The sequence below is a fragment of the Gammaproteobacteria bacterium genome, assembly GCA_028819075.1.
In the GTDB taxonomy this organism is placed as follows: domain Bacteria; phylum Gemmatimonadota; class Gemmatimonadetes; order Longimicrobiales; family Gaopeijiaceae; genus BD2-11.
Genome location: JAPPMM010000017.1, coordinates 11,391 through 27,409, shown reverse-complemented (window position 1 = coordinate 27,409; position 16,019 = coordinate 11,391). Strand labels below are relative to the sequence as shown.

Sequence of the window (16,019 nt, the reverse complement as noted above, 5' to 3'; positions counted from 1 at the left end):
CTCTCTTCCTCCTTCGTCAAGCGAGCCGCCGGGGACTCATCTGTTCTCGACGCGATCCAGGAATGGCGCGACCTCGAGCAGCACGATGTCGTCGCGCCTCCGCAGCTCGCGCAGGAAGGGACCTTTGTGGCCCGCCCCGTAGGTCAGCAGAAAGCGAGCTCCTCCGCCCCCGTGCCGGTCGAGTGCGCGCTCGATGTTCGCCCAGTGCGAGGCGTTGATGGCGTCCCAGCCTCCCGGCCCCAGATCGGCATCGAACAGACGGGCGTACACCTGCATGCGGATGTCGTATGCGTCGTCGTAGGCATCGGTGTGGATCCAGCGCGGATCGTCCCCGGAGCCGGCGGCGAGCGCCTCGGCCGAAGCCGCGGCCGCGGCCTGATATTCGGCCCACGCTTCGGCCCGCTCCGGATCCCGCGAATACGCGTCGAGATACGCCGCGCGGAAATCGGACATCGGCTCCGTCCATCCGGCCGTGGGGATGACCTCGAAGCCCAGCTCGCGCGTCAGCGGGAAGAGCGCTTCCATGTACTCGGGAAAGAGGCGCACGCGGGGCTCCTCGACGGAGCCCGACGACTGGTACTCGGCCCACGCCTGGTCCCAGCGGTTGGGCGGGATCTCGGTGAGCCAGTAGTCGGGATCGATCTCGCGCACCAGGTTGCGCACGACTTCGAGGCTGAAGACCTCGCTGGTGGTGTGCCCGCCGTGGATCACCCCCAGGACGACGACTTCGTTGAGATTATCGGCCGCCTCGCCGGCAACGATAGCTGCTTCGCCGGAGGCCGCCGTGGATGACCGCGCATCCCCTGTTTCCGCGACCGGAACCAGCTCCACCAGCGTTCCGGAGAGTTCGTTGGCGACGAACACCCGCTCACCGTCCGGGTGCGCCCTCAGCACGATCGGCTGCTCCCCCACCTCGATGGTCTGCACGACCGCCCGTGCCTCCATGTCCACCACCGAGACCGTGCTGCCGCCGGCATTGTTCACCAGGGCGTAGCGGCCGCCGCCCGGCACGACCACCGAGAAGGGCCGCGGTCCGAGGCCCGGGACCCGGCCGGTGACCGCAAACGAAGCCGAATTCACGAACACCAGCTCGTCCGAGCCGCCGCACGCCACGACGTAGGTGACCTGATCGGGCGTGAGGGCGCCCCCGGGCGGACCCGGACACGCGTCAACCGTGGCGTCCGTCTCCATGTTGAGCAGATCGATCACGGACACCGTGCCGCCGTCCAGGTTGGGCACGAAGGCGTGCGACCCGTCCCACATCACGTCGGCCGGGTAGGGCCGGTCGCCGGTCGCGTGAGACCGCACCGGCACCCCGGTCTCCGTGTCCACGACCCACAGCAGGTCCGCGAACTCGGACGTGATCCAGGTCTCGCCCCGGACCTCGCCCGGTGAGAACAGAGACGGACCCGAGCCGACATTCCATACCGCCCCCGGCACGACTGCACCGTCAGGATCGAGTTTGATGAGGGTGGAGTCCCGGAACTGGCTGACCAGCCAGCCGTCGCCAACCCGCACGAGGTCGAGGGGCGTGTCCCCCGCCTCCCAGCGTGCGACCACCGAGCGGGCCGCGAGATCCACGACCCCGATCTGCCCGTCCCCGCTCAGCGCAACGTATGCGGTGTCGCCGTCCCCGCTGAAGCGGATGCCGTGCGGGGCCGCGCCCACCTCGATGGTGGCTCCGATGCCGTAGGGTCCCCGGGATTCGCCCGCCGGGTCGGGCTCGCCGCACGCCGACACGACAGCCCACAGCGCCGCCAGCGCCAACGGGCTGCGAACACGGTTCCAGGTCATGCGTGATCCCATGCCAACTCCGAGCTTGCGAAACAGGCGTTCAAAGTGTGGAGTATTGGGCCTGAGCGCACCCGACGACCCTCAACCCGGGCACCCTCCCATGTCATCGTCCCGCCACGACCTCCATCTGCACGAACAGCTTCTGCTCCTGGTGCTCCGCGACCGCAAGGGCACCGTGGACTATCGAGCCGGCTTCTACAATCTCGCCATGGGCGGAGCCGTCCTCGCCGAACTCGCGCTTGCTGGCGTCATTCGCATCGAGGAAAGCAAGAAGGCGTTCGTCGAGGCCGCGCCGGTAACCGGCCGCCCCCGGGACGAGATCATGGCCGAAGCGCTGGAGCGGGTTCGCAATTCGAAGAGACGTCGACGCGCATCTTCCTGGGTATCGACCTTCGGCAACCTCAAGCGGCTCCGGCACCGCACCGCCCTCGGCCTCTGCCGCCGGGGCATCCTGCGCACGAAGGAGTCGCAGATCCTGCTCGTCTTCAGGCGCAAACTCTATCCCACCATCGACCCGGGACCCGAGCGCAAGCTCATCGCCGGCCTGCGGGACGCCATCATGGGCGATGGCGACATCGAAGCCGGACTGGGCGTCGTGCTCTCCCTGGCGCACGCCACCGGTTCGCTCCGCATCCATTTCGAGCGCAAGGAACTCAAGGAGCGCAAAGCGCGGCTGAAAGCCATCAGCGCCGGGGAGCCCTTCACCGCGGGAGCCGGTCACCCCGCCATTGCCGCTCAGAAGGCAGTCAAGGCGGCAGTTGCGGCGTCCCAGGCGGCGGTGGCCGCCACTCAGGCCGCCGTCGTGGCCAGCATCGCCGCCTCCTCGTCCAGCTGACCTCGTCCGTCCGACCGATCACCCAACGCCCGAGGGCGCCGCGCGCTCAGCGGCAGACGGGCGGCACGCGCTGAAGAGCCGACCTCACGCGGGCTGCAACGCCTTCAGATCCCGGAACCGGATCAGCCGGCGGCTGTCCTCGTCCCACAGCGCCAGGTTGATGAGCTTCAGCGTGTCGCGAACGCGGACTTCGCGCACCACGTGGAACTCCTCGTTCTCCTCGTGCGCCCTCTGCAGCTTGTAGTTGGGGATGCGCATGCTCATGTGGTGCACGTGGTGGAAGCCGATGTTCGCCGACAGCCACCGGAGCGGGGCGGGAAGCACGAGATACGAGCTTCCGTAGAGCGACGCATCGTAGTAGTCCCACTCCTCGTGCCTGTCCCAGTAGGTCTGCTCGAACTGGTGCTGCACGTAGAACATCCAGACGCCGGCCGTAGTGGCGAAGAGCTGAACCGGCGCGTGGGTCAGCAGAAAGCGCTGGTATCCGATGGTCTCTCCCATCAGAAGCACCACGGCCACCAGTACCAGGTTCGTCCAGAAGACCCCGCGCCACGCCTGCTTCCATCGCGCCGGCACATCCCACGGAAACCGGTGCTTGATGAGGAAGATGAACAGGGGGCCCAGTACGAAGAGCACGAACGGATGCCGGTACAGCCGGTAGCGCAGACGGCGATACCAGGGCCACGCCAGGTACTCGCGCACGGTGAAGGTGTCGATGTCGCCGAAGCCGCGGAAATCGAGATCCCCCGAATGCGCGTGATGGTACGCGTGCGTGCGCTTCCAGTAGTCGTACGGGGTCAGGAGCAGGACCCCGATGCAGCGCCCCAACCACTGGCGCGCCGCGTGCGAGCGGAAGAAGGACCCGTGCCCGCAGTCGTGCTGGATCATGAAGAGGCGCATCATGAACCCGGCGGTGGGCATCGCGAGCAGGACGGTCAGCCAGTAGCTCACCTCCAGGCTGCGCAGGGTCGCGTACCAGAGCACCACGAAGGGGATCGCCGAGGTGAGCAGCTGGCGAACGCTGGCGCCGGTGTCCGGCCCCCAGTAGGGCTTGAGGATGGCGTTCCAGCGGGCGACCTTCTCGCGGTCGGGGGCGGGGGTCATGGGTTGCCTCTTGCGTCGAGCCGGGTCACTCGACGGAGTCGAGTTCGCGTGGGCTGGTGAATGAAGGGGAGGATCGCCGCGCTCAGCGCCGGATCACCTCTCCGGGAAGCGCCGGCGCGTGCACCGGATCGCGGCGCACCTTCGTCGCCTGCTCGAAGGCGTAGCCCAGGGCGAACAGCCGGCCCTCGCTGAAGGGCCGGCCGAAGAACGAGATCCCGACGGGCAGGCGATTGCTCGTGTAGCCGGCCGGCACGATCAGGTCGGGAAGCCCGCTCAGGTTGGCCAGGTTGGTCGCGGACGGCGAAGGGTTGGGAGACGAGGAACCCCGGTAGACCCCCGCCTGTCCGGGCCGGGTCGGCGAAGTGGGATAGACGATGGCGTCGAGGTCGTTCGCGTCCAGCAGCCCCTCCAGGTTGGCGCGCACCAGCGGCAGGCCGTGGTCGTACATGGCCCTGTACAGGTAGTCGTCCGGAGTGCCGGTGTTCAGCTCCTGCTCGAAGAGGGTCCAGCGCGTGGGGTTGGGGACACCGCCCTCGGGCGGAGCCGCGAGGATCTTCGTGGCACGCTCGATCATCTCCTCGAGCGTGCGCGGATATCCCGGCGCCAGGTCGGCGAGGTACGCCTCGATCTGCGGCTTGAACTCGCGCCAGCGGATGGTCTGGTAGTACTGCGCCTTGGCCTCGAGCAGCCACGGCGGGTAGCGCACGTCCACCACCGTCGCCCCGGCTGCGCGCATGGCATCGAGCCCAGCCTCGATGATCCAGTCGACCTCGTCGTCGTAGCCCAGAAAGTCGCGCGCGACGCCGATGCGTGCGCCATCCAGCGCGTCCGCGTCCAGGAATGCGGTGTAGTCGGTCTCGTAGCGCCCCTCGCTGGCCAGCGTCGCCTCGTCGGCGGGGTCCACGCCGACCATCACGTTCATCATCGCCGCGACGTCGTAGACGTGGCGGGCCATGGGGCCGGCCGTGTCGAAGGAGAGCGCGAGCGGCACGATGCCGTCCCGGCTGAGCAGCCCGTGTGTGGGCTTGAGCCCGGCGATGCCGTTGGCGGTGGAAGGGCCGCGCACCGAGCCTCCGGTGTCGGTGCCGATCCCGAGCTGCCCGTAGGACGCAGCGATGGCCACGCCGGTGCCGCCGGAGGAACCGGACGGGTTGCGGGTAAGGTCGTGCGGGTTCCGCATGGGCCCGTCGATGGAGCTGAGCTGCACGCCCGACGCGAACTCGCTCATGTTGAGCTTGGCCAGGATGATGGCTCCCGCCTCCCGGAGCTTGCGCACGATGAACGCGTCGTCGGGCGGAATCGAACCCTTCAGCAGGAGCGACCCCGCGGTCGTGGGCATGTCGTCCGTGTCGACGTTGTCCTTGAGCAACACCGGGATGCCGTGCAGCAGCGACCGGGGGCCCCGGGTGCGTCGTTCCTCGTCCAGGGCCCGCGCCCTCTCGAGCGCACGCGGGTTGAGCGTAAGGACGGCGTTGAGCATCGGCCCCTGGTCGTCGTAGGCCTCGATGCGCGCCAGGTAGAGTTCGACCAGCCCCTCGGCGGTGAGCGAACCCGCGTCGAAGGCCGCGTTGATGTCCGCGATGGTGGCTTCGGAAAGCGGGAGCGACTGGGCTCCCGCACCGGCGGGCAGAACGGTGGCGGCCAAACAGAAGACGAGCGCGCGACGGACGGAAAGACGTGTCATGGGCCTTAGCGCAGGGACCGGAAGAAGCGGTCGGAAATGGTCAGCAGCAACGGCGTGCCCACCGTCATCGTGAGCAGTCCCCCGATCCGGAGGCCGTTGTTCCTGTATTCCGGATCCTCGCCGTGCATCAGCATCACGTATCCGGCGGTGGTCGAGATCAGTCCGGCCATGGCGACGTGAAAGATGCGGCCACGCGATCGCCTCGTGCTTCCGGATCGCGTCGCGGCGATGCCGCCGACGGCGCCGGGCAGGCTTAGCGCAAACACGCCGGTCCCCATCGTGGTCAGAGCTCCACACTGGGTGTCGAACCGCGTGCCCTGGTCGGTGGCTACGGTCCCCACGCACTGCCTCAGGGCCAGGTAGCCGAGCCCCACGCCCAGGGCGTTGGCAAGGATCGTGTTCCCGAACACTTTCGCGGACGGGTGCGGCTCCTCCTCGAGCGACCAGTCCCAGCCTCGCGTCGGAGAGGTACGGAACGGGTTTTGCCGCTCCGGAAGGCTCGGCACCCGCGACTCGATCAGCAGCGCGCCTCTCGCCCCCCGGTCGCCGAAGCGGACGACTGCCTCCAGGGGCGAAAGAACCTCCACCCGATCGATATCGTCCAGCGAGAGGCTCGCGTAGATCTGTCCGGGCTCCGCCACCGCGACTCCGTCCAGGTAGACGGCGACCTCGTCGCAGACGCCGGCTCCGCTGCCCCGGTACTCCACGCACAGGTCGTCGCCGGGCCGGATGCCGCCGCGCACTCGTATGCCGGACACGCCGCCGCGCAGCAGGTCCCCGAGGTGCTGGCCGGTCTGAGCCGCCTGCTCGATTTCCTCGGCGGGAATTTCATTGACGCTGAACCCGGAGGTAAGGCGGCGGCGCTCGACCTCGCTCAGCGCCTCCACGACGAGGGGCTGGAACTGAATGGCGCGCGGCGACATGTACGCCTCGATCCTCAGGTCCCTGCCCGTCTCCACGCCCACGTGCTGCGCGTACTCGCCGTAGGCGATGTGCTCCATGACCACCACGCGCTCGCCCACGGGGACATCGTCGATGAGAAAGGTGCCGCTCGGGCCCGAGATGTCCTGCAGGACTCCGTCCGGGACGGTAATGCGGACCACCACCCCTGCCACCGGCTGGAAGGTGTCCTGGTCGAGAATGCGGCCGAACACGCTGCCCGTTGCTTCCGCCTCCCCCGCCTCCTGGGCTTCGGCCATCGCTGGTAGCAGCACCGGGAGAAGTATGAGCGCGCTACGGAGCCATCTCACTGGATTCACTACCCCTCCCGTGGGCCGTGGCGGTGGAATCCGCCGCCGGGGAATGTACGGCCCCTGCCCTGCCCTCAAAAGATGTTGGCCTCGACCGGGATGTCGTCACCGAAACGGCCGTGGCGGAAGGCGGTCACGTCGACGGTGTGCGCCTCGCCGTCCGCGATCAGCTCCGACACCGCGAGCCCGGTGGCCGGGGCGTGCATAATCCCGTGTCCGGAGAAGCCGCACGCGTCGATCCATCCACGAGCGCCCGGATTGAAACCGATGATCGGGCTGTTGTCCGGGGTGACGCCGTAGTACCCCCACCAGCTCCCGCGGCGGTCGACCCCGAGGTCCTCCCACCAGGGGAAGCGCTCGACGCCAGTGAGAAAAACGTGCTCGAGCCACTCCCAGTTCACTCCTTCGGTGAAGCCGTACGCCTGGGTAAGATCGTCGAGGCCGAAGAGTACGCGGTCGCCTTCGCTGCGCAGGTACACGCCAGTGGCGAGGTCGATGGTGAGGGGATAGGTGCGCGTGTCGCGCACGGGCGCGCTGAGAAAGATGTTGATGCGCTTCGGCCCCACGGGGAGATGCAGCCCGGCCAGCTCCGCGACCGTTCCCGACCACGCACCCCCGGCGTTCACGAAGTGCGCGCACGAGAAGACTTCGCGGCCGCACTCGACCCGCCACCTCTTCCCTTCCGCCCTCACCCCGGTCACGGGGGAGGAGAACCGGTAGCGCACCCCCAGCTCCCGGCCCATCGCCACCCAGGCGTGGGTGGCCATGTGGGGGTCGATCACCCCGTCCCACGGCCCGTAGGTGGTGCCCGCCAGCCCTTCCGTCTCGAAGTCGACGTAGCGCTGGGCGTCGCCCGGGTCGACCACCTCCACGGGCGCTCCCAGGCTCTTCTGCAGCGCGACCGACTCCAGGTGCCGCTCCCACTTGTCGTGGGGCACCAGGAGCAGGTAGCCGATGTCCCGGTAGCCGACCTCGTGGCCGTGGCGCTCCGGGAATTCCCGGTAGACGGGGAGGGAGTACATCGAGAGGCCGATGTTCGCGGCGGTCGTGAACTGGACGCGCACGCCGGCGGCGCTCCTGCCGGTGGAGCCCATGGCGGGCGCCACGTCCATCTCGGCCACCAGCACGCGCAGCCCGCGGCGGGCCAGGTGCCAGGCGCAGGAGGCGCCCATGATGCCGGCGCCGGCGATGACGACGTCGGGGTTCTTCAATTCCCGGACAGCGCCAGCAGGCTGCGGGGATCGACGCTGGTGGTGCCGTAGCGCACCACCCAGTGCAGGTGCGGGCCGGTGACCCGGCCGGTGGCCCCGACCAGCCCGATGGGGCTCCCGGCAGTGACCGTGTCGCCCGCCTCCACCAGCTGTCCGCTCAGGTGAAAGTAGCCGGTCAGCAGCCCGCCGCCGTGGTTCAGGTAGACGATGTTGCCCGCCAGCAGGAAGCCGTCCACCAGCGCCACCACCCCGTCGGCCGCCGCGCGGACCGTGTCACCGGGGACCCCGGCCAGGTCGAGCCCCATGTGGCGGCTGGAGATCTGGCCGTTGAACTCGCGGCCGGTGCCGAAGCCGCTGGTCACGCGGGAGTCGCGCGGAAGCACCACCTGCGGACTCCACAGCCGCGGGGTCGCGTGCGCCTCGCGCGCCACCTGGTTGGCCTTGGCCTGGTCGCTCCGCAGCCGCGCCTGGTCCTCCTCGTTCAGCGGCGACCCGAAGCGCGGCGCCACGGTCAGGCGCTCGTGCTCGTACTCCCCCGCCACGATTGCGATGCGCAGCGAGTCGGTCTGGGTGCGGCCGTCGGCGTAGCTCGCCGTGACCCAGGCGTCGATGGAATCGGTGGCTCCGATGGGAACCGGCGCCAGGCTCACCAGCACGGTGGTGGCGAGTGTTTCGTCGTCTGCGGCGGCCTCCTCGTCCGCGGGCGTCGGCGCGGGGGGCGTCGACACGGAGCCGTCCTGCTGGAAGTGCAGCTCCTCGCCTCCGGCCTCTCCCGCGGCCGACACCATGCCGTCCACCCCCGGCGCCGTCACGCGGATGAGGAAGAGATGGCCCTGAACGGGCAGAGCGGGTTCCCAACCCACCTCGACCGGCGCAAGCTCCGGCAGCGGCGCTTCCCGAAGTATGAGAAACGCCAACCCCAGCACCACGGTCAGGAGCAGGCCCGCGAGCCCGACCCACACGCCTCGGTGCGGCCTCCTTTTTCCACTGGATGCTGCCATCATCATCGCCTGTCCCCTTGCTCCGCCTCTGTTCAGCCCGCCCCGTCCGCTTCCCTGTCCCCTCGGCCGCAGCCGGCCTTCGCGCGGCGTCTCCTCTCATGAGCCGGGTGGGTCTCGAACCCACGACCTACGGATTAAAAGTCCGTTGCTCTACCAACTGAGCTACCGGCTCGACGCAATAATACATGGCAGTCCGCCCTCCGAGCCATCTACACCGGGGGGCCCGGCCCCGCTTCCTCTCCCGTCATCCGGAGTTCCAGTTGCTCCAGCCCGAACGTCATCCGGTGATGGGGCGTGGGGCCGACGCGCCGGATGGCGTCGCGGTGCTCCTCCGTGCCGTAGCCCATGTTCCGCTCCCAGCCGTACTCCGGATAACGGCGAGCAAGGCGGGTCATGAGCCGGTCCCGGCACACCTTGGCCACGATGGAGGCGCAGGCCACCGAGTGCACCAGGGCGTCGCCGCCAACCACCGCCTCGTGCTGCCAGGCAAGGCCGCGCATCGGCAGACCGTCCACCACGACGTGGTCGGGGTGTCGGGGCAGGCGGCGAATCGCCCGCTCCATGGCGCGCGCCGTTGCCCGCAGGATGTTGATCTCGTCGATCTCGCGCGCCGATGCGGCCCCCACGGTGACCGCGACCGCCTGCTCCCGGATCCGCCGCGCCACCTCTTCCCGCTCCTCGCGCGACACCCGCTTGGAGTCGTCCGCTCCCTCCACGCCGACTCCTTCCCGCAGAACCACGGCCGCAGCCACCACCGGACCCGCGAGCGGCCCCCGGCCCGCTTCGTCCACGCCCGCGACCCACGAAAGAGCGCGGCTCCAGAACCCGCGCTCGTAGTGGAGCGGGATCCGGAGCCCCGAATCAACGCCTGGTCCCGGCGTCATCGCCGGCACGGTGTCAGCGGGTGCGCTTCTCCGGAATGCGCGCCGCTTTCCCGCGCAAGCCGCGCAGGTAGTAGAGCTTCGCCCGCCTCACACGCCCCCGCCGCACCACGTCGACGCCCTCGATCCAGGGCGACAGGTAGGGGAAGATGCGCTCCACCCCGATCCCACCCGAGATCTTGCGCACGGTGAAGGTCTCGCCCATGCCCCCGCCGCGCCGGGCGATGCATACGCCCTCGAAGACCTGGATTCGTTCCTTGCGGCCCTCGCGAACCCGGTAGCGGACCCGCACCGTGTCGCCCGCGGCGAAGTCCGGCAGATCGGTGCGCACATGCTCCCTGTCGAGTTCCTGCAGCAGATCGCCCATGGTCCACCCCCTCAGGCGCCGTTCGGCCGAGAAGCGTTATCGATTGCGTAGCGGTTGCGCCACAGGGAGGAATCTCCTGTGCAGCATTAAAAGCTAACGCGAGCCGATTCATCAGTGAAGGCCGGGGTCCGGACGCCAAGTCCCGAACGCCCCGGCGCGAGATGGATGTTTCGCGCTACCGCCCGAACAATCTTCCGAGCGCCCCCACGCCGACGGCGAGGCCTGCGGTAAAGCTCTGGGTGCCTCCCTCGCCGGGTCGGTCCCCGGCCTCCCCGCCCTCGACGCCGAGCGCGGCAAGGGCCAGGCCCGCGGTTCCCGCAGCCACGGCGACGCCGAGGACAACGCTCCGCGTCCTCGAGAACTCGCGCACCTCGATGCTCGCGAGCCCGTCCCGGGCCACCTGCAGGGTGTCGTACTGCACGACTTCGCGGAACGCGCCGATGATCTGCCGATTGCTGGCTTCGAACGAGATGGTATCCCCGAAGCTGATGATCAGCCCCTCGATGGCCACCGTCTCCGGCGGCGAGTTGGGATCGACGATCGCGGACTGAATCGGTACGCGCAGTCTGGCCACCGAACCTACCGGCGCTTCCTCCACCAGACGGTAGGTGTAGCAGCCGGACACAAGCGGCAAACCGCAAACCACAGCGGCGAAAAACGTACGGCGCAACGCGCCCAACAGGTCAGAACGCCACATCGATATCACGTGTCAGGAACTGGTTGAAGGCGTACACGAAATGCCAGGGGTCACCGGGGAATATCCCACCGGACTCGTTCACCAGGTTGCGGTCGTCCACATCCACGATCACATGCACTTCGAGCGTGTCGGACCCCAGCGACTCCGCCTGCACGAACCAGCGCCGATCGACCGAGATGTCGATCGCCCGGGTGAAGGGGACCTCGTGAAGGATGGTGTCCGACCTGACGACCTGGACCCTGGTCACCCCGATGTCGTTCACGCCGGCAACGAACTGCGTGGAGTAGATGACGCGCACCTGCTGGCCCGCCTCGCCGCTCATCTCGAAGAAGATATTGCGAGGAGTAAGGTCCTCGAAGATCTCGCAACCGGAGATGGCGACCAGCGCAACGGCGACGAGCAGCTTCTTCACTGTGGATGCGCGACTCACGGCGGGCCTGTGTGACACCGGCGAAAAGCGGCAGCGGTGGGGGCACCCACGGCGAACCGAGGGCACCCCCAACCTTGTAATCAGCCGCCGCAACCCAGTCCGTTCAGGTGACAGTTGGCCCTGATTTCGATAATGGAAATCGGCAGCATCGTGCCGGGCTGGGACGAAGCGGCGGAGGCGCCCTGCCACTTCGGATCCGTAAGCCCCCAGCGGTACATGTCCGCAAGGCGCAGGCCCTGCAGCATCACGTTCACCCGGCGCGTGTGCTGGAGCATCTCCATCTCGGAGATCTGGCCGTCGTACGGCGTCAGGCCGTCCAGCGCGCGGATGTGGTTGATGTGGGTGGCAAAGCCACCCGAATCCATGCCCTTGAGCGCGTTCTCGGCCAGAATCAGATGCATCATCCTGGCCGATGCAAGCGTCAGGGGCGGATAGATGCCGCCCTTGTCAAGGTAGCTGCCGCCCTTCCACTGGTTCAGCCACTTGATGACGGCCGGGTCATCGACGCCATCGATCGGGTCCTGCAGCGCGATGCCGTTGATGTCGTTCTGGTCGTCGACCGTGGCGATCGACAGGTCGATCTGGTTCTCCTTGCGGTCGTTGACCCAGGAGGCCATGGAGTTGGACCGGCTGGCGCTGGAGAACGTCAGGTTGTAGGTCCAGTCCGCGGCGACGTTCGCAAGCACGTCGCTCGCGTCCGCGCCGGCTTCGGCGGAAGAAACCAGCCCATCCCCGGAGGGCGACGGGTTGATCACGTCCCAGATCGCCCGCGACTGCCTCGCCCGCGCGCGCAACGCCTTGGCCTGGAGGGCCATGTCGGTGGCTCCGACCTCGTTGAAGCCGGAAATGGCGGTCGAAAACCTCTCGATTGCCCCGTCCAGCACCTGGTACATGTTGTCGGGCCCGATGGGAGCTCCGCTCTCGGTCTTGTCCGAGAACGCGAAGTCCTCTTGGATCTCGCCGATCACCATGTACATGATGCCCGAGTAAAGGTACGCCCGGGCCAGATCGGTCTTGATCGCGGTGGAAGGGTTGTTGGCCTGGTGTTCGGTAAGGATCTCGATCGCCTCGTCGCTCATCCAGCGCCCCTGCCCCATGGCGGGGAACGGGCCGTCGATGAACTCGTTCAGCGGATCGCTCACGAACCCCAGATCGAGCGAGAGCCAGGCGTCCCTGGACCCGATCCAGCGCATCTCGTCGGAGGCGACCAGATACGGCTGCCAGGACTGGGAAACGGATGACGAAACGAGGGTGAGCGCTCCGTTGACGACCGCTGACGCGGCCGCTTCGGAGCGGATGTCCTCCTCGACCAGGCTGTTGGGGTTGTTGACGTCCAGGATGTCGCAGCCCCCGAGCGCGAAAGCGGCCAGGAGCGTCGCGGCGCAAGACTTGATGTTTCGGTTCTTCATGAGTCTCTCTCCTGGATCAGAACGTGAAGCGCGTGGACAGCGTGAGGCGACGCGGCACCGGAATGCCCCAGCCCTCCGTCGAGTCCAGGAAATTGCAGCTCAGGCCCGAGTTGCAGCGCCCGAGGACGTTGCCTTCGGGATCCATGCCCGGGTAGTCGCCCAGCATGAAGAGCCGGAGGTTGCGCACACCCAGGTTCACGGTGGCGGTGGAAAGGCCCCAGCCCTCGACGACCGATGCCGGCACCCGGTAGGTGAGCGACAGCTCGCGCCACTGGATCCAGTCGGCGTCGTACACCCCGTTCATCCCGCTCATCGGCGAGAGCCCTTCGACCTCGTGGGCCCACGCGATCGCGGCATCGAGCCGCTGTTGCGCGGACGAACTCGGGTTCAGCATGGCCGCGTAGAGCTCTGCGGAGCGCGGCGTGTTGCGGCCGATGAAGTTGTTGGCCCGCCGGAACATCCCCGACAGGTCCTGCACCTGGTGACCGATCTTGTACTCCAGCAGCGAGTTGAGCTCGAAATTGCCCAGGAACGCCAGGTTGAATCCGAAGGAACCGGCGAAGTCCGGGGTGGGCTTGCCGAGATAGCTGTCGAGCAGCCCCGCTCCGCAGTTGTGGGACGCCAGCCCGCCGTTCGGCGTACCGAAGGTTTCGTTGCCGATCGCCAGCGGTTTGAAGCTGTTGGGGTTGCGGGGCACGCTGAAGTAGTCCAGAGCCTGCTGTTGGGTGGGAGCCACGCACTCGCCGTTGACCGGAGCGAGAATGTTCAGCGGAATGGCCAGGTCTGCGACCCTGGCGCCGAAGAAGGCCCCGGGCGTGTAGCCCTCGGTCAGGAAGTTGCGGTAGCGCGGGTAGCTGCCCCCGGTCTTCAGGGGAGGAGCACCGCCCATGTCGGTGATCTCTTCCTTGAGGTAGGCGGTGTTGGCGAAGACGTTCAGCGAGAGACCCGGCCGCTGCACCAGGGCGCCGCGCACGCCGATCTCGAGGCCGGAAGCCTTCACTTCGCCGATGTTGTCGAGCTGCGTCTGGGTGAATCCGCCCGTCACCGGGAACTGGCGTGCCACCATGGCGTCGGTAACCGTGCGATCCCAGTACGTCGCCTCAACGGACCAGAGATCGTTGAAGAGCCCCAGGTCGAAGCCGAATTCCAACTCGGTGGACACCTCGGGCTTCAACTGGTCGTTGCCCAGGTTGGAGGGCTGGACGCCCGGACCCACCTCGGTGCCCAGCGACGAGAAGGTCGTGAACTTGTCGAAGGCGCCCGGCTGCAGTCCGGAGGTGCCGTACGCGCCCTTGACGCGCAGTGAGGAGAAGGTCTCGCTCTCCCACATCTCGCTGGGTACGACCGCGAAGTTGGCCTTCGGATAGAAGGCGTAGTTGAACGCTTCACCGAACGCCGAGTTCGCGTCCCAGCGCCCACCGACGGTGAGGAAAAGCCAGTTGTCCCACCCGATCTGGTCCTGCAGGTATCCGCCGATCTGCGTGACCCTGAGCCAGTTTTCGTAGGAAGACTCGGAACCGAGCGCCGACAGGGTCTCCAGACCCGGGCCCGGGAAATCGCGTCCGCTTCCGCCCGCGGACTGCCGCTGGCGCAGGAATCCCTGGCCGCCGAACAGGAACGTGTTCTCGATCCGGTCGGTGCTGAAGATGTAGGATCCCTTGACGTCCGCCGTGATCTCCCGGCTGCGGTCCTCGTTGACGTTCCTGCTGCCGTCCGGCGTCGAGCCGGAGAAGCCGTCCACGTTCCAGCGGTAGGGCCGGAAGGAGACCGCGTCGTCGGAGGTGAAGTCGATGCCGAAGGTTCCGTCGAGGCGGAAGTTCTCGGTCGGCGTGAAGTTGATGTTGGTGGCACCCGCGAAGTGCTGCGAGTTCACGAAGTTCAACTGGTACGCGTTCTCGCGCAGCGTGGCGAAGGCCGGCTGGCCGTAGTAGTTGATCTGCCCCAGGTTCGGGTCGGCGTTGGCGAGCCGCGGCTGTGACATCAGCGCGGACGAGAACACCCCGTAGATGTTGTTGGAGTTGTCGGGCGTGTGGTGCTCCATGTCCGAATAGAGCGTGGTCACGCCAATGCGGAGATTGTCGTTCGGGACCACCGTGAAGTTCGAATGGATCGAAGCCCGCCGGTTGGTGTCGTTCTCCGGCTCGACTCCCTCCACCGCGTCGAAGTTCCGCGCGGCATCGTAGGGACCGTCCTCTCTGGCAAGGCGCGCCGAGGCAAAGTACTGGAACACGCTGGAACCGCCCTGAACCGACCCGGAGTAGGTCTGGCCGAAACCGGTGGTGAGGAGCTCGGGGATGAGGTCGCGCTCGACCGGCTCCCAGGGGGAGACCGACTGTCCCCAGCGCGTTGACATCCGGTTCACTGCATCGGCCAGCCTCTTGGCGTCACCGTCTCCGGTGCATCCTGGGCTGGCGCATACCCGCCCGGCGAAGTCCGCGACCGGCAGGATGCGGTTGGTAGGCACCGAGATCCCGGTCAGGTCCGTCTGGAAGGTGAAGCGCGGCGCGCCGACGTTGCCCCGCTTGGTGAAGATCTGGATCACGCCGTTCGAGGCCTCGGTTCCGTAGAGCGTCGCGGCCGCGGCGCCCTTCAGAATCTCGACCCGCTCGATGGACTCTGGAGGGATGTCGTCCAGGCGGGATGGGTTGCCCTGGCCGTTGAAGTTCTGCACGGCGGAGCGGTCCACCCGGATCCCGTCGACGTAGACGATGGGCTCGTTGAGCTGCGAGAGCGACGCCGACCCGCGGATGCGGATGCGGGCGCCTTCGCCGGTGTAGCCCGAGGAAGGCAGCGCCACCACGCCGGGCTCGCGGCCGGCGATGAGCTGGCTGAAGTCGGAGATGGGGGCGTTCTCGAGTTCGGCGGCATCGAGCGTCGCGATGGTATGGCCGAGCCTGCGCTTCTCGGTGGCGACGCCGGTTCCGGTCACCACGATCTCGTCGAGGGCGAGCGCGGTCACGGCGATGGCGAAGTCGACGCTGGCGGTCTCGCCCGCCGCCACCGTCACCGTCTGCGAGGCGGAGCGGTAGCCGACCAGCTCGACGGTGACCGTGTGCTCCCCGGCGGGGGCGTTGAGCAGCAGAAACTGCCCGCTTGAGTTGGTGAGGGTTCCGAGGCCGGAGCCCTCGACGTACACCTGGGCGGAGGCAAGGGCGCGACCGGAGCCTTCCTCCGTGACGCGGCCCGTGATCACTCCGCCCTGCTGCGCGCTCAGGCCGGGCGCAAAGGCCAGGCTGGCGGCCAGCAGGGGAAGCGCAAAGGCGCCCCACACCCTACGTGTTGGACATTGGTTGTGTTTCATGCGCTGCTCCTCTTGCGAAGGGTAACGTTTCCCCGCCACCCCACATCCACCCCGT

The 16,019-nt window shown here is 67.9% G+C and carries 13 protein-coding genes and 1 tRNA gene; 1 reads left to right on the top strand and 13 read right to left on the bottom strand.

What is annotated here, in order from left to right; translation table 11 throughout:
- Positions 1-36 precede the first annotated feature (36 nt).
- A complete protein-coding gene (locus OXU32_02985) occupies positions 37-1,794 on the bottom strand; it encodes a hypothetical protein (protein ID MDE0072933.1) in 1,758 nt (585 codons plus the stop codon).
- Between the two features lie 100 nt (positions 1,795-1,894).
- Here OXU32_02985 and OXU32_02980 point away from each other — a divergent pair, with 100 nt between their 5' ends.
- Positions 1,895-2,629: a GPP34 family phosphoprotein gene (locus OXU32_02980; protein MDE0072932.1), complete on the top strand. Its 735-nt coding sequence runs from the start codon at positions 1,895-1,897 to the stop codon at positions 2,627-2,629.
- Positions 2,630-2,713: 84 nt separating this feature from the next.
- On the opposite strand, the gene OXU32_02975 is transcribed toward OXU32_02980, so the two are convergent.
- The 12 genes from OXU32_02975 to OXU32_02920 all read right to left on the bottom strand — a co-directional run bounded on the left by OXU32_02975 (position 2,714) and on the right by OXU32_02920 (position 15,964).
- A complete protein-coding gene (locus OXU32_02975; protein MDE0072931.1) occupies positions 2,714-3,733 on the bottom strand; it encodes a fatty acid desaturase in 1,020 nt (339 codons plus the stop codon).
- Between the two features lie 82 nt (positions 3,734-3,815).
- Positions 3,816-5,417: an amidase family protein gene (locus tag OXU32_02970; GenBank protein ID MDE0072930.1), complete on the bottom strand. Its 1,602-nt coding sequence runs from the start codon at positions 5,415-5,417 to the stop codon at positions 3,816-3,818.
- 5 nt (positions 5,418-5,422) lie between these two features.
- Positions 5,423-6,616, bottom strand: a complete 1,194-nt coding sequence (locus OXU32_02965; protein MDE0072929.1) for a TonB-dependent receptor plug domain-containing protein — start codon at positions 6,614-6,616, stop codon at positions 5,423-5,425.
- Between the two features lie 125 nt (positions 6,617-6,741).
- A complete protein-coding gene (locus OXU32_02960; GenBank protein ID MDE0072928.1) occupies positions 6,742-7,878 on the bottom strand; it encodes an FAD-dependent oxidoreductase in 1,137 nt (378 codons plus the stop codon).
- Complete coding sequence (locus OXU32_02955) at positions 7,875-8,840, bottom strand: M23 family metallopeptidase (protein MDE0072927.1); 966 nt, start codon at positions 8,838-8,840, stop codon at positions 7,875-7,877. The genes OXU32_02960 and OXU32_02955 overlap by 4 nt, the downstream gene beginning before the upstream one ends.
- Positions 8,841-8,978: 138 nt before the next feature.
- Positions 8,979-9,051 (bottom strand) — tRNA-Lys (locus OXU32_02950).
- A gap of 37 nt (positions 9,052-9,088) precedes the next feature.
- On the bottom strand, positions 9,089-9,763 hold the full coding sequence (locus OXU32_02945) for a ribonuclease HII (GenBank protein ID MDE0072926.1): 675 nt from the start codon (positions 9,761-9,763) through the stop codon (positions 9,089-9,091).
- 13 nt (positions 9,764-9,776) lie between these two features.
- A complete protein-coding gene (rplS, locus tag OXU32_02940; GenBank protein ID MDE0072925.1) occupies positions 9,777-10,127 on the bottom strand; it encodes a 50S ribosomal protein L19 in 351 nt (116 codons plus the stop codon).
- Positions 10,128-10,302: 175 nt separating this feature from the next.
- Complete coding sequence (locus OXU32_02935; protein ID MDE0072924.1) at positions 10,303-10,761, bottom strand: hypothetical protein; 459 nt, start codon at positions 10,759-10,761, stop codon at positions 10,303-10,305.
- 49 nt (positions 10,762-10,810) lie between these two features.
- A complete protein-coding gene (locus OXU32_02930) occupies positions 10,811-11,236 on the bottom strand; it encodes a hypothetical protein (protein MDE0072923.1) in 426 nt (141 codons plus the stop codon).
- A 98-nt stretch (positions 11,237-11,334) separates the two neighbouring features.
- Positions 11,335-12,663 (bottom strand): hypothetical protein, encoded by a 1,329-nt coding sequence (locus OXU32_02925; protein ID MDE0072922.1) that lies wholly within the window; start codon positions 12,661-12,663, stop codon positions 11,335-11,337.
- A 16-nt stretch (positions 12,664-12,679) separates the two neighbouring features.
- Positions 12,680-15,964 (bottom strand): SusC/RagA family TonB-linked outer membrane protein, encoded by a 3,285-nt coding sequence (locus OXU32_02920; GenBank protein ID MDE0072921.1) that lies wholly within the window; start codon positions 15,962-15,964, stop codon positions 12,680-12,682.
- Positions 15,965-16,019 lie beyond the last annotated feature (55 nt).